Here is a 14,293-nt window from a genome sequence, read left to right as displayed (position 1 = left end):
AGAGCGGCGTAGAACAATCATTTGCTCAGACGGGCGCGGGAAAAACCAGCCGCGCGCACGTGCTGCAGTGCTTTATCTGCGTCATTTCCGGCAAATGGCCCCACAAGAACCACCGGATAGGCCTGGCCTTTGCGTGTGACGCGCCCCATCCGCACCTTCAGTCCGCGTGCCTGCAGCCTGGCTTTGGCAGAGGCCGCCGCCGCATCGGTTTCAAAAACACCCGCGCGAATGTAGCGGCTCGGTTGATCCAACGCCGCGCTTGCCTCAGCAGAGAGGAAACCCAAATGTTGCGGCTGGGTTTGATACCGGTTTTTCACGGTGATGACGGGTTCGGCCACAACAGGTTTTAAGCTGCGCGGCAGATCGCTATTCCAGACTTGGGCCATCGTGCTTGCTCCGGTTGCAGTGCCCACAGCACGTTGGGGGTTATGGCGTTCAATCGAATCTGGCGTTGCAACATAGCCAACGGGTGGCTGCCCGTCTGAGGCAAACCCACCGGGATACAGCGCCTGTTCTGCGCGGCGCGGATTAAGCCGCCCATCTTGCCAAACCACGCGATAGCCTTCGGGCACTTCCACATCAGCGGCCTGCTGGCGCGCGGTATGAAGATGCGCAGGCAGAACCCGCGTGTTCGGCGCCAATTGCAACGAAGAGCGCTGACCATAGGTCACTGGCGATTCCACCTGAGGGCCGCAGCGCACATCGGTCTGATTGGTATACTGTCGGCTGATGTCAGAAAGCCCGCGGCATCCGCCCGGCCCAATCGGGGCTGGCTGCGGATCAGGCGTGACAACCACAGGCACTGCGCGCCGCACCGGCTGGCGTTCCACACGTACAGGCGCAGGTTTTGCGGTGGTTCTCACCACCGGTGCAGGCGCAACACGTCGTGGTTTTTGGCGGCTGACAACAGCAGCCTGTGTATTCACCGGCGTTTTAACAGGGGTTTGAGCAGCAGGTTGGGCCGCTGTTTGCGCAGAAGGCTGATCCGCACTCGGCAAGGTAATCAATTCAGGCCCCGCGCTTGCAGTGGCGCGTCGAACAGGCGCAGCAGAGCCTGCAATATTTGTTGGCTCAAACCCGCAGATCTGGCGGCGGTTGCGTTCAACCCGTGGCACCCAGTTTACCGCGCCATCAATACCTGCGCGGATGTAAACACAACCACGACTGTCAACATATTGCCGCCCCTTAAAGGACGCGGGCGGCACCTCGGCCGGTGCGCTCGCGCCGCGCGAGGATTGTGCAAATCCGCTCTGACTGCTCAGGGAGCCTGCAATTATGGCGAGAGCAATAATTCTTGTTAGTTTCATGCCTGTGCCCCACTAAATATGGGCACAGAATGCCTGAAAAGCGAATCTGAGTAAAGCGTGGTTAACCGCTTTATGGCGAGATTATGGCCATTTAACCGCAGGCTAGCAATCGTCTGACACGCCCTACTGGGTGCCAAACATCCGATCCCCAGCATCGCCGAGCCCGGGCAGAATATAACCCTTCTCATTGAGCTGACGATCCAGCGATGCGGTCACAATTGACACATCCGGATGGGCCTCTTTCATGCGCGCAACACCTTCGGGCGCAGCCAACAGGCAGAGAAAGCGAATATCACGTGCCCCCGCCTGTTTCAGAAGATCAATCGCCGCGACCGACGAATTACCCGTGGCAAGCATGGGATCTACTGCGATAACCATTCGATCCTGCAGTTCCTCTGGTGCTTTGAAGTAATATTGAACGGGCTCCAACGTCTCTTCATCACGGTAAAGCCCAACAAACCCCACCCGTGCAGATGGTACCAGCTCCAGCACCCCATCAAGCATCCCGTTGCCTGCGCGCAAGATCGAAACCAGTGCCAGTTTTTTACCTGCAAGAATGGGCGCGTCCATCCTTTCCATTGGGGTTTCGGTGACGCGCGTTTCCAGCGGCAGCCCGCGCGTCACTTCATAGGCCAACAGCAAGGTGATTTCGCGCAGCAGGCGACGAAATTCCGAGGTGGATGTGGCTTTGTCGCGCATCAAAGTCAGCTTGTGCTGCACCAATGGGTGATCAACAACGGTCAGATGGTTTTCCATGGGTTTCAGCTCCGGTTCGTGTTTATGGCGCAGGTTTGATGCGGCGCATATGATGTCTGTCTTTACAAAAAGCTCTTGCCGATTGTGGGCGCGTCAACCCTAAGATGCTGTGCGATGCTGGCCGCGACATCCACAAAACGCCGCTGTCCAATAGGGCCTGTGCCCGCACCTGCGACCAGGATTGGCACCCGCTCACGGGTGTGATCAGTTCCGGGCCAGCTTGGATCATTGCCATGATCTGCGGTGACAATCAGAATATCATCAGGCTGTAACGCGCTGAGCAGTCGACCAAGCGCGTTGTCAATCCATTCAAGCGCACGGGCATATCCGGCTATGTCGCGTCGATGGCCATAAAGACTGTCAAATTCAACAAAATTGGCAAAGGTCAGACTGCCCGGCGCGGCCGTTTCCACCCGTTGCAGCAAATGCTGCATCAGTTCGGCATCACTGCCTTTATCAACGGTATCAATGCCTTGCTGGCTAAAGATGTCACCAATTTTGCCAATGGCATGCACAGTACCACCCGCGCTTTGCACCCAATCCAACAATGTTGGCGCGGGCGGCTTAACCGCATAATCGCGACGATTGTTGGTGCGCTGAAATCCCGCCTCTACACTGCCTACAAAGGGGCGTGCAATCACCCGGCCTACACGCAGATCATGTAAACGCGGCGCGATCGCGGTACAGAGGTCTAGCAATCGTTTCAGGCCAAATCGCTCCTCATGCGCGGCAATCTGAAATACGCTGTCAGCAGAGGTATAACAAATCGGCCAGCCCGTTTTCATATGCTCCTCGCCAAAGCGATCAAGCATATCCGTGCCAGAGCCGTGACAGTTCGCCAATGTGCCATTGGTTGCAGCCAGATCCGCAACCGCCTGCATCAGATCGATATCGAAAGCCGGTGTTTGATCTGGAAACACATGCCAGCGCCACGGAACCCGTACACCGGCCAACTCCCAATGCCCTGTTGGGGTATCCTTGCCTGCGCTTTCTTCATTGCCACACCCCCAAAGACCATGCGCCCCCCCATCGAGCCCCGGCGCGGGAATGGATGAGGCGGCACGTAGTGCAGCACCAAGGCCCAAACCAACCAAGTTTGGCAGTTTTAACGGCCCACTGCGCCCCTCATTTGCGTGCCCTTTCGCACAGGCCTGGGCAATATGTGCAACCGTATTGGTGCCAAGATCGGGCAAATCACCATTAAAAAAAGCGCCAGCATCCAGCGCGCCGCCAATGCCCACGGAATCCATTACAACCAAAAATGCACGTGCCATTGCGCTTAATGCCTTTCCAGAACCAAAGGACCGCAGCTGGGTTTTTCCGGGCCAATCTGTACAGAGCGCAAGATTGCATATTCGGCCTGATCTGCCGCAGACGCGCTGGCTGCATGTACCACCGCGATCACATCACCGGCCTCACACCATGTCCCCAGGCTAAGTAATTCCCCCACCCCGACCGAAGGATCGATCTGATCTTGCGCCTGCAGTCGCCCGCCGCCAAGATGCACCACTGCATGCCCCAACTCTTCGCCATTGATGGCAGCGATATAGCCCGCCTTGCGTGCACGCACATTGCGGGTGATCGGCGCATTGGGCAGGTAAGCCCGCCACTGATCGTTAAAATCCGCAGGCCCGCCCAGCTGGTAGACCATCTGGCCAAAACGATCCGCGGCACTTCCATCTGCAAGCGCATCTACAATTTTTTGGCTGCCTGCTTCGGCCGTCGGCGCACACCCCACGCCTTCGAGCAATTCACCACCAAGCCTTGCAGTAAGCTGTTGCAACCGCCGGTGTTTACCCTCTTGCAGCGCTTCCATTATGATCGCAATCTCAAGCCCATTACCAAGCGCGGGGACCAGCGGTTGATCCATATCGGTGATCAAGGCACGACAGCTGCAACCCGCCGCCGTTGCGGTTTCTGTCAGGCTGCGGGCCAGCTGGCGCGCCTCATCCAGCGATTTCATAAACGCGCCACTGCCAAGTTTGACATCCAGCACCAACACATCGGGCGAAGCAGCCAGCTTTTTCGAAAGAATTGACGCGGTAATCAGATCCAGGCTCTCTACCGTGCTGGTCACATCACGGATCGCATAGAGCCGCTTGTCAGCCGGGGCGATATTGCCGGTGGCCCCCACGATTGCGCAGCCAACATCCGCCACGATCTGCTGTAGCTTTTCACCTGAAACCGATGTGGTAACACCTGGAATGGCCTCTAGTTTGTCCAAGGTGCCGCCGGTATGACCCAGACCGCGCCCCGAAATCATCGGCACATAGGTGCCGCAGGCCGCCAAAGCCGGAGCAAGCAACAGAGAGACACAATCACCAACGCCGCCAGTGGAATGTTTGTCCACCACCGGTCCGGGCAGATCCCATTGCATCACATCACCGCTGTCGCGCATCGCGCGCGTAAATGCACCACGCCCATCCCTATCTAGGCCACGCCAGCATACTGCCATCGCAAAGGCCCCGGCCTGCGCATCACTTACACGCCCGTCCGCCAGCCCTGCAGCAAACCATTGCAGCGCCTCGTCCGACAGGCGCGCCCCTCGGCGTAGATCCGCAATGATTTGACGCGCGTCCATTCTGATCACTCCATATCAAGAAAATCAGCACCAAAACTGCCCGGCAGCAATGTGCCCACAGTTGTGGTTTTCTCGGTGCCGGAAACGGTTGCCATTGTCACCTTTGCCTCTGCCGCGCCAAACTCTGCGAGCTTCTGACGGCAGCCACCACATGGGGTGATCGGCTCGGGGCAGTCGGCGATGACATAGGCCTCGACAAGCTTTGTCTCACCCGCTGCAACCATGGCAGCAATGGCACCAGCTTCGGCGCAGGTCCCTTCTGGGTAGGCGGCGTTTTCTACATTGCAGCCAACATAGACTTTACCCGACGCTGAACGCACCGCGGCACCAACTTTGAATTTTGAATAAGGTGCGTAAGCGTTCTCACGCACCTGGGTGGCTGCATCTTTCAAGCTCATTGTTGTGTCTTGCTCCAATGGCGTCTGCCGGATTTAATCGTTGTAATTGTGGTGAAAATATTTGGCATCACTCTGGCCGAGAACGCAAGGACGCGCAAGACAGAGGCTGAGCAGTTCACAGGGGCGGCACGCTCGTGCACATCTAACGGAAAGTCAGCGTAAATTGATTGGCGCGCCGCAAAAGGGAGTTTCCCCCAGAACAGCTATAGTTTAATATTAAACTATTGAGAGGGAGAATTCGATGACTGACACCAAAAGTCTGCGCGAAGATGCGTTGCACTACCATGAGTTTCCCAACCCTGGAAAACTGGAAATCCGCGCCACCAAACCAATGGAAAACGGGCGCGATCTGGCGCGCGCTTATTCTCCCGGCGTTGCAGAAGCCTGCGTTGAGATCAGCAAAGACCCCAGTCAGGCCACGCGCTATACCGCGCGAGGCAATCTGGTGGCGGTTGTGTCAAACGGTTCTGCCGTTCTTGGCCTTGGCAATATTGGCGCGCTTGCTTCCAAGCCGGTGATGGAAGGCAAGGCGGTTCTCTTTAAGAAATTTGCAGGCATCGACTGTTTCGACATCGAGGTGAATGAAAACGATCCCGAAAAGCTTGCTGATATCGTCTGCGCGCTTGAGCCGACCTTTGGCGCAATCAACCTTGAAGATATCAAAGCACCGGATTGTTTTATTGTAGAAAAACTCTGCCGCGAGCGGATGAACATTCCCGTTTTTCACGATGATCAGCATGGCACCGCAATTGTTGTGGGCGCAGCCGCTACCAATGCGCTGAAAGTGGCTGGGAAATCCTTTGAAGACATCAAAGTGGTCTCCACCGGTGGTGGTGCGGCGGGCATTGCCTGCCTCAATATGCTACTGACGCTTGGCGTGAAGCGTGAAAACGTATGGCTCTGTGACATTGAAGGGCTGGTTTACAAAGGCCGCGAAAGCGATATGACGCCGCAAAAGGCGGAATACGCGCAAGACAGCGACAAGCGCACGCTGAGCGAGGTCATCGAAGGCGCAGACCTGTTCCTGGGCCTGTCCGGCCCCGGGGTTCTAAAACCCGAAATGGTTGCAAAGATGTCGGATGCGCCGATCATCTTTGCGCTGGCGAACCCAACGCCCGAAATCATGCCTGATGAGGCCCGTGCGGCAAAACCGGATGCGATTATTGCCACCGGGCGCAGCGATTTCCCCAATCAGGTCAACAACGTGCTCTGCTTCCCGTTCATTTTCCGGGGCGCGCTGGATGTGGGCGCAACCGAGATCAATGATCAAATGAAGGTGGCCTGCGTCGAAGGCATCGCCGAACTGGCGCGCATCACCACCAGCGCCGAAGCAGCCGCCGCATACAAAGGTGAGCAGCTGACCTTTGGTGCTGACTACCTTATCCCCAAACCCTTTGACCCGCGCCTGTCCGAAGTGGTGGCAAAAGCTGTGGCAAAGGCTGCGATGGAAACCGGTGTTGCCACTCGCTCGGTTGATCTTGAACGCTACCGCGATCAGCTGAATGCTGGCGTGTTCAAATCCGCCATGCTGATGCGACCGGTGTTTCAGGCAGCCTCAACCGCCAGCCGTCGCATTGTTTTTGCCGAAGGCGAAGATGAGCGGGTATTGCGGGCCGCACAGGCCATATTGGAAGAAACAACCGAGCGCCCCATCCTTATTGGCCGCCCCGATGTGATCAACAATCGTTGTGAACGCCTGGGCCTGACAATCCGGCCAGAGCGGGATTTCAAACTGGTCAACCCGGAAAATGACCCGCGCTATCGTGACTATTGGGGCAGCTACCATGAGATCATGGCACGTAAAGGTGTCACACCAGATCTGGCCCGTGCCATTATGCGCACCAACACCACCGCAATTGGCGCAGTCATGGTGCAGCGTGGCGAGGCAGATAGTCTGATCTGTGGCACCTTTGGTGAATACCGCTGGCATCTGAACTATGTGACTCAGGTGCTGGGTGATGAGACCCTCCAACCGGATGGCGCGCTGTCGCTGATGATCCTGGAAGATGGGCCGCTGTTTCTTGCTGATACACACGTCTGGTCCCTGCCCTCTCCTGAACAGCTGGCCCGTGTCGCCGTTGGCGCGGCGCGCCACGCCCGCCGTTTTGGCGTTGAGCCCAAGGTTGCCTTCTGCTCACAGTCACAGTTTGGCACACAAAGCGAAGGCTCCGGCAAACGGCTGCGCGAGGCGATTGCCCTGCTCGACAGTATGGACACCGATTTCGAGTATGAAGGCGAGATGAACATCGACGCCGCACTTAATGCGGAGCTGCGTGAGCGCCTTCTGCCGGGCAACCGCCTGAGTGGCGAAGCCAATGTGCTGATCTTTGGTCACGCGGATGCAGCCTCTGGCGTGCGCAACATCCTCCAAACCAAAGGCAACGGCCTGGCCGTTGGCCCGATCCTCATGGGCATGGGCAACCGCGCCCATATCGTGACCCCATCGGTCACCGCACGGGGCCTTTTGAACATGGCCGCCATTGCAGGCACCCCGGTCGCCCACTACGGCTAAGCACATAGCTGCGGGCACATCGCCCGCAGCCCACATCACCCGACGTGCGGGTGCAAACTCCCCTAAAAATAGAATATACTGTAGACTTACCAGCATTGAGTGCGGACAACCGATGCTTTTGCAAAGGTCGCATCAATTTCCAACAGAGTTTGCAGACCTTCGCAGTTTGCAAATTGGTTCACAAAAAATGTGTAAATTCAGAAAAATTATCCATTTCACGCCACGAAAGACCGTAAATTCATTTACAAAACTTGATACTGCGACGTCGCAAAGCTTGCCTGTTTGCAAAGTCCTCGCCTAGGCATGTATCAGGGAGGACATGACTATGGGTTATCGTGACGTATACGCCAACTGGCAGGAAAATCCTGAGGCGTTTTGGATGAAGGCCGCTGAGGCCATTGATTGGGTGGAAGCCCCAAAAAAGGCACTCACCGACAAGGGCGATGGCCTGTATGAATGGTTCGCGGACAGCAAGGTAAACACCTGCTGGAACGCAGTGGACCGCCATGTTGAAGCTGGCCGTGGCGAACAGACCGCGATCATCTACGACAGCCCGATTACGCATACCAAACGTGAGATCTCTTACGTTGAGCTGCGCAACCGCGTCGCCAATCTGGCTGGTGCCCTGCGCGCCAAAGGCGTTGAAAAAGGTGATCGCGTTATCATCTATATGCCGATGATCCCCGAAGCGCTTGAAGCTATGCTGGCCTGTGCCCGTCTGGGTGCGGTGCATTCCGTGGTATTTGGTGGCTTTGCTGCAAATGAGCTGGCAGTACGTATTGATGACGCCACGCCAAAGGCAATCATTGCTGCATCCTGCGGCATGGAGCCCGGTCGCGTAGTACATTACAAGCCGCTGCTGGATAACGCGATTGACCTGGCAGAGCACAAACCTGATTTCTGCGTCATCCTCCAGCGCGAACAAGAAGTTGCGCAGCTGATTGAAGGCCGTGACTACAACTGGCATGGCTTCCAGTATGGTGTTGAGCCTGCGGAATGTGTGCCGGTGGAAGGCAACCACCCTGCCTATATCCTGTATACGTCCGGCACCACAGGCGCCCCCAAAGGTGTGATCCGCCACACAGCGGGCCAGCTGGTGGCACTGAATTGGACCATGAAATCCATCTACAATGTTGAGCCCGGAGACGTGTTCTGGGCTGCATCCGATGTGGGTTGGGTCGTGGGTCACTCGTATATCTGCTACGGTCCCCTGATCAACGGCAACACCACCATTGTGTTTGAAGGCAAACCCGTTGGAACTCCCGATGCGGGAACCTTCTGGCGCGTGATCGAAGAGCATAAAGTCACCAGCTTCTTCACAGCACCAACTGCATTCCGTGCGGTAAAGCGCGAAGACCCGCAGGGCGAATACATCACCAAATATGACCTCTCCTCACTGAAACAGGTCTATCTGGCCGGTGAACGCGCAGACCCCGACACCATCACCTGGGCACAAGAACACCTCAAGGTTCCAGTTGTGGACCACTGGTGGCAGACCGAAACTGGCTGGGCCATTGCCGCCAATCCCATCGGCATTGAAGAACTGCCAATCAAGCTCGGCTCTCCAGCTGTGCCGATGCCAGGCTATCAGATCGAAATCCTCGATGAAGCGGGCCATCCGGTTGAAGCAGGCACATTGGGCGCAATTGCAATCAAACTGCCGCTGCCTCCGGGCACCCTGCCGACCCTGTGGAATGCCGAAGACCGCTTTAAGAAAAGCTACCTCAATAACTTCCCGGGTTATTATGAAACCGGTGATGCGGGCATGGTGGATGAAGACGGCTATGTCTACATCATGGCGCGCACCGACGATGTGATCAACGTGGCGGGTCACCGTCTGTCGACTGGCGGCATGGAAGAGGTTCTTGCGGCCCATCCAGATGTTGCAGAATGTGCGGTGATTGGCGTCACCGACACGCTCAAGGGTCAGCTGCCTGTCGGCTTCCTTTGCCTGAACGCTGGTTGCGACCGCGACCACGGCGACATCATCAAAGAGGTGGTGAAGCTGGTGCGCGAAAAGATTGGCCCGGTTGCTGCATTCAAACTGGCAATTGTGGTTGATCGCCTCCCCAAGACCCGTTCGGGCAAGATCCTGCGCGGCACCATGGTCAATATCGCTGACAGCACAGAATATAAGATGCCCGCAACAATCGATGATCCTGCGATCCTCGATGAAATCAAAGTGGCACTGCAGACCATCGGGTATGCCAAAAATTAGGTCACACAGATCCCCAAGTAACGAGTGACCTCTTTCCCTCGCCCCGGTTCCCCTCCGGGGCGTTTTTTTTGGTGGTTGCTTGTTGCTGGTTGCCTGTAAGAGACAAAAAAAATAACGGCCCCGAAGGGCCGTTATTTTTATCGTAACATCGCGTGAGCGTTTAAAGCGCGCGCTGGCCCTCAGATGCGCTTGTGGGCACCAGCGCCTGAACCAACTGGCTCATATGAACCACACCCACCGGCGCACCAGAACCATTGGTCACACGGTAAGAGGCATCTGTCTGCCCGCGGCTCAGCGCGATCACATCCTCAAGCGTTGCCTCCTGATCAACTTCCCCCCGCGTCGCAACCTCAGAGACCGGCTCCATGATCGAACGCACCCGCAGAACCCGCGCGCGGTTGATGTCAGAGATAAAGTCGACGATGTAGTCATCTTCAGGATGCAGCAGAATGTGTTGTGGCTCACCTTGCTGAACAACCTTGCCATCCTTCAGGATCACCAGATGATCCGCCAGTTTCAGCGCCTCATCCAGGTCGTGACTGATAAATACAATGGTCTTAGCCAGCTCTTGTTGAAGCTCAAGCAGAAGGTTTTGCATATCGGTGCGAATAAGCGGATCAAGCGCTGAAAACGCCTCATCCATCAACATGATCGGCGCGTTTGAGGTCAGCGCGCGGGCAATCCCCACCCGCTGCTGCATCCCGCCAGACAGTTGGTGCGGGTAGCGGTCTTCAAAACCTGCAAGCCCAACACGCTCCAGCCACTTGGCCGCTTCCCCTTCATAGGATTTTGCATCTTCACCACGAACAATCGGGGCCAGCGCCACATTTTCCAACACGGTGCGATGCGGCAGCAGCGCAAAATGCTGAAACACCATCGACATCTGCGTACGCCGCATTTCGCGCAGCGCGGTCTCATTCAGATCCAGCACGTTGTCGCCCTGAATGAGCACTTCGCCTGCGGTGGGATCAATCAGACGGTTCACATGGCGGATCAACGTGGATTTACCCGAACCCGAAAGCCCCATGATGACGGTGATTTCACCTTCATTCATGTCCACATTGATGTCTTCCAGGCCAAGCACATGGCTATGGGTTTCCAGCAGATCATCCTTGCCCATGCCATTGCGCACATGATCCATCATCATGTCCGCATCGGGGCCAAAGATTTTATAAAGCTTGCGGATCGAGATCATCACATTCTTGCTCATATCCGGCCCTCCTTAGTGGTTCTGGGCCGCATTGACGCGGGCAACAGCAGTTTTGGTGACGCGATCAAGCATAACCGCAAGAAGAACAATACCAAGACCTGCAACAAGACCCACGCCCAGCTCAAGGTTGCGGATACCACGCAGCACCAGCACGCCAAGACCCGGCGCAGAGACCAGCGATGCAATCACAACCATCGCAAGGCTCATCATAATGGTCTGGTTGATACCGGCCATGATATTGGGCAGCGCCAGCGGGATCTGCACCTGAAACAGTTTCTGGCGCGGCGTCATACCAAAGGCCTGGGCCGCCTCCATCACTTCTTTATCGACAAGACGGATGCCAAGGTCGGTCAAACGCACCACCGGCACAATCGCGTAAAGGATAATGGCGATACCGTAGAGTTTGCTTTCCGTGACGCTGAACAGGAAGATCAGCGGAATAAGATACACAAATGTCGGCAAGGTCTGCAGCATATCAAGCACAGGCAGCATCAGCCGCTGCAACTGGTCAGAGCGCGACATGGCAATACCAATAGGCACGCCCAACAGCACACATATCGCGGCACAGACAAAAATAATCGCCAGCGTTTCAACCGCGTAGCTGTAGTGATCAATAAAGGCGAGCGCCATCAACGAGACCGCAACAAACCCCACCAATTTCATAGATTTGGTCACGGTGTATGTCAGCAGGAACAACAGCGGCATGATGATCCACCACGGCACGGATTGCGCAGCAAACAAAGCGCCATCCAGCATCCAGCTGAGCGGTTGTGTGATCGGATCAAGCACAAATCGCAGTGCGTCTTTGATCGAAAGGAACCCTTCTTCAAGGCCCTTTGTAAGCTCGCGCGATTTGGGAAAATTGGAACAAGCCTCATTCAGTGCATCCATCGATGGAAAGGGCAATTCCCAAACGGAGGTTTCTTTTTCAGAACCTCCCTGTGCTAGCAGATCGGCCATAGAAAGCGGCGCGGCACTGCTTCCTGCATCACACCACTCTCTTAGGCTTAGCGTGTCGAAAACGAAATCATAGCTCGCCATTTGGTATCCTTTGCGTATGACGCAAACAGACGCCCGCACAATTGGCGGGCGTCTGCATAAAGTCTTTTGTTTATTTCAGAATTTTAGACAGGTTTGCCTTAGCGTCTTCGTTCAACCAATCGGCCCAAACCGATTTATTGTTGATCAGGAAGTTCACAGCCGCTTCTTCGGCAGAGGCGTTGTTTTCGTCCTGCCAGGCCAAGATTCCAGACATTTCATCAGCAGTGAAGCTCACATGTGACATCAGCTTCGCGACCTCTGGATGAGACTGTTCGAACTCAGCTGTTACAACAGTATAAACAGGGGACGGCGGGAAATCGGAAACTTCCGGTGCATCACGACCTGCGGTCTGATTGCGGTGGTGTGCCTCCGCATCTACCGCTCCGATCTCAACCTTGGTCATGTCAAATTTACCCATGACTTTGGTTGGTGCCCAGTAGTAGCCAAACCAGGGCTGCTGTTCTTCGTAAGCAGCCGCGATAGACGCTGCAAGGGTTTCGCCAGAGCCGTGGTTGAAAACCTCGATCCCTGCGTCTTGCACCCCAACCGCACGGGTCAGGTTGTCATTCAGAATGCGGCAACCCCAACCATCCGGGCAGTTGTTGAAACGACCACCAACCAGTTCAGGATTGGCAAGAACGCCTTCGATGGTTTTCAGCTCAGGATGTGCCTCGGCCAGATAGGTAGGGATCCACCAACCTTCTACGCCACCGGGGCGCAGAACTTCGGTCAGCTCTTTCACGCGGCCTGCTTCACGCAGTTTGACATAGGCTTCACCGCCGCCATTGGTCCACATCTCGGTGACAATATCCGGCTCGCCGTTTTCTGACAGCGACGTCACAGCAGGAACGGTATCAGATGGCACGCGGGTTACGTCGCAGCCATAACCATGGGTCAGCAGGAACGTTGAGATCTCGGTGACAATGGCCGAAGAGGCCCAGTTCATATCGGTGATCGAGACTTCACCACAGTCGCTGGCCATAGCGAAGCCTGGCAAGAACATGGCGCAAGCTGTTGCTGCAAAACGGTGTTTCATGTGTTTCTCCCTAATTTTCTGATGTTTGGGCTGAGATAGCAACAAACGCAGCCTGCTTGATGCAAGCTGCAATACAAGGGCAGTAGGTGGTGGCTACTGAAGGCCCTGATCAGAATGTCCCCATCTTCGTTGTTACGCGCTTAGCATGACGGGCTGCACTCAGGAATCAAAGACATCGTGACGCAAACGTGCAAGCTATGTCGCTTTTGAACAACTAAATACCATTTTGCGGAGCTTTTGCAAATGAAGTCCGCAACATAGTGGCCACTTTACTCAGAAATAAGCTGTGCAGGATCACGCAAATTGCTCAGAAATGAGCCGTTCTTCGAGCCCATGACCGTGATCAAACAGTATGCGGTGCGTGACATTTCGTTCGGTGCGGATTTCAACCCAAGCTACATCGCCAAATGCCTCAGAATCGGCATGAGCCATCACCGGGCGTTTGTCCGCTTCCATCACCTCAAAGCGCACGCAGGCCTCGCTCGGCAATAGCGCTCCACGCCAGCGGCGCGGGCGAAATGCGGCGATTGGTGTCAATGCCAATACATCCGCCCCAATCGGCAAGATTGGACCATGCGCTGAGTAATTATATGCGGTAGAGCCCGCTGGCGTGGACACCAAGGCGCCATCACATACCAGCTCTTCCAGGCGCTGCCGCCCGTCGACCAGGATCTTCAGCTTTGCGGCCTGCGCCCCGGACCGCAGCAACGATACTTCATTGATGGCCAATGCGTGATGTTCTTCGCCCGAACGGCAGACGGCGCGCATTGATAGCGGATGCACAATCTCCTGCTCGGCGGCCTCCAGACGTTCAATGAGACCGCTTTCACTATACTCATTCATCAAAAAGCCAATGGTGCCGCGATTCATGCCATAAACCGGTGCATCAAGATCAAGCACCTCTTGCAGCGTTTCCAGCATAAAACCATCACCGCCAAGTGAGACAATCACATCTGCATCTTCTGGGCGAGAATCACCATAACGACCAATAAGAGCGGCACGAGCGGTCTGCGCAACGGGAGCACGACTGGCCAAAAAGGCAATTTTCACGGGGGCAGACCTCTGTTTCCGGTATGTTACGTTTGGTTCCAAAACAATCACAGCTTTTCAACAAACACCAGCCATTGCACCGGGATGCCGCTGGGAAATACCAAAATGTCGCTTTACATTCTTCCATTACAGGCAAGTTTCCGATAGGAAACATGTCATATTCACTTCTCCAGCCAGACGGAGC

At 55.7% G+C, this 14,293-nt stretch carries 11 protein-coding genes; 2 read left to right on the top strand and 9 right to left on the bottom strand.

Features of this window, described 5'->3' with window-relative positions:
- Positions 1–17 precede the first annotated feature (17 nt).
- From GG681_RS09975 to GG681_RS09955, 5 genes are all read right to left on the bottom strand, one after another.
- A complete protein-coding gene (locus GG681_RS09975) occupies positions 18–1,307 on the bottom strand; it encodes an SPOR domain-containing protein (protein WP_153547633.1) in 1,290 nt (429 codons plus the stop codon).
- Between the two features lie 123 nt (positions 1,308–1,430).
- Entirely contained in the window at positions 1,431–2,063 is a 633-nt protein-coding gene (gene upp, locus GG681_RS09970) for a uracil phosphoribosyltransferase (RefSeq protein ID WP_153547631.1), read from the bottom strand.
- A gap of 62 nt (positions 2,064–2,125) precedes the next feature.
- Positions 2,126–3,337 (bottom strand): phosphopentomutase, encoded by a 1,212-nt coding sequence (locus GG681_RS09965; protein ID WP_153547629.1) that lies wholly within the window; start codon positions 3,335–3,337, stop codon positions 2,126–2,128.
- Positions 3,338–3,342: 5 nt separating this feature from the next.
- Complete coding sequence (locus tag GG681_RS09960; RefSeq protein ID WP_153547627.1) at positions 3,343–4,644, bottom strand: thymidine phosphorylase; 1,302 nt, start codon at positions 4,642–4,644, stop codon at positions 3,343–3,345.
- A 5-nt stretch (positions 4,645–4,649) separates the two neighbouring features.
- Positions 4,650–5,042, bottom strand: coding sequence for a cytidine deaminase (locus tag GG681_RS09955; RefSeq protein WP_153547625.1), 393 nt, complete (start codon positions 5,040–5,042; stop codon positions 4,650–4,652).
- A gap of 241 nt (positions 5,043–5,283) precedes the next feature.
- Here GG681_RS09955 and GG681_RS09950 point away from each other — a divergent pair, with 241 nt between their 5' ends.
- Together GG681_RS09950 and prpE are read left to right on the top strand one after the other, a co-directional pair.
- Positions 5,284–7,554: an NADP-dependent malic enzyme gene (locus GG681_RS09950; RefSeq protein ID WP_153547624.1), complete on the top strand. Its 2,271-nt coding sequence runs from the start codon at positions 5,284–5,286 to the stop codon at positions 7,552–7,554.
- Between the two features lie 325 nt (positions 7,555–7,879).
- Positions 7,880–9,772 carry a propionate-CoA ligase PrpE gene (prpE, locus tag GG681_RS09945; protein ID WP_153547622.1) on the top strand — a complete coding sequence of 631 codons (1,893 nt, stop codon included), beginning with the start codon at positions 7,880–7,882 and terminating at the stop codon, positions 9,770–9,772.
- Between the two features lie 160 nt (positions 9,773–9,932).
- Here prpE and GG681_RS09940 read toward each other — a convergent pair whose 3' ends face one another.
- The 4 genes from GG681_RS09940 to GG681_RS09925 all read right to left on the bottom strand — a co-directional run bounded on the left by GG681_RS09940 (position 9,933) and on the right by GG681_RS09925 (position 14,109).
- Positions 9,933–10,982 (bottom strand): betaine/proline/choline family ABC transporter ATP-binding protein, encoded by a 1,050-nt coding sequence (locus GG681_RS09940; RefSeq protein WP_153547619.1) that lies wholly within the window; start codon positions 10,980–10,982, stop codon positions 9,933–9,935.
- Between the two features lie 12 nt (positions 10,983–10,994).
- A complete protein-coding gene (locus GG681_RS09935; protein WP_153547618.1) occupies positions 10,995–12,023 on the bottom strand; it encodes an ABC transporter permease in 1,029 nt (342 codons plus the stop codon).
- Between the two features lie 70 nt (positions 12,024–12,093).
- On the bottom strand, positions 12,094–13,059 hold the full coding sequence (locus GG681_RS09930) for an ABC transporter substrate-binding protein (RefSeq protein ID WP_214645140.1): 966 nt from the start codon (positions 13,057–13,059) through the stop codon (positions 12,094–12,096).
- A gap of 294 nt (positions 13,060–13,353) precedes the next feature.
- Positions 13,354–14,109: an NAD kinase gene (locus tag GG681_RS09925; RefSeq protein ID WP_328593331.1), complete on the bottom strand. Its 756-nt coding sequence runs from the start codon at positions 14,107–14,109 to the stop codon at positions 13,354–13,356.
- Between the last annotated feature and the right edge of the window lie 184 nt (positions 14,110–14,293).

It is taken from the genome of Tritonibacter aquimaris, from assembly GCF_009617595.1.
GTDB classification, from domain to species: domain Bacteria; phylum Pseudomonadota; class Alphaproteobacteria; order Rhodobacterales; family Rhodobacteraceae; genus Epibacterium; species Epibacterium aquimaris.
Note: the sequence above shows the minus strand (reverse complement) of the source record. Positions and strands in the feature narration are given on the sequence as shown.

Bases quoted from the DNA above. Each gene is read 5' to 3' on its own strand.
- GG681_RS09935 (WP_153547618.1), bottom strand. From the start codon at position 12,023: ATGGCGAGCTATGATTTCGTTTTCGACACGCTAAGCCTAAGAGAGTGG.
- GG681_RS09965 (WP_153547629.1), bottom strand. From the start codon at position 3,337: ATGGCACGTGCATTTTTGGTTGTAATGGATTCCGTGGGCATTGGCGGC.
- prpE (WP_153547622.1), top strand. From the start codon at position 7,880: ATGGGTTATCGTGACGTATACGCCAACTGGCAGGAAAATCCTGAGGCG.
- GG681_RS09930 (WP_214645140.1), bottom strand. From the start codon at position 13,059: ATGAAACACCGTTTTGCAGCAACAGCTTGCGCCATGTTCTTGCCAGGC.
- GG681_RS09975 (WP_153547633.1), bottom strand. From the start codon at position 1,307: ATGAAACTAACAAGAATTATTGCTCTCGCCATAATTGCAGGCTCCCTG.
- GG681_RS09955 (WP_153547625.1), bottom strand. From the start codon at position 5,042: ATGAGCTTGAAAGATGCAGCCACCCAGGTGCGTGAGAACGCTTACGCA.
- GG681_RS09960 (WP_153547627.1), bottom strand. From the start codon at position 4,644: ATGGACGCGCGTCAAATCATTGCGGATCTACGCCGAGGGGCGCGCCTG.
- upp (WP_153547631.1), bottom strand. From the start codon at position 2,063: ATGGAAAACCATCTGACCGTTGTTGATCACCCATTGGTGCAGCACAAG.
- GG681_RS09950 (WP_153547624.1), top strand. From the start codon at position 5,284: ATGACTGACACCAAAAGTCTGCGCGAAGATGCGTTGCACTACCATGAG.
- GG681_RS09940 (WP_153547619.1), bottom strand. From the start codon at position 10,982: ATGAGCAAGAATGTGATGATCTCGATCCGCAAGCTTTATAAAATCTTT.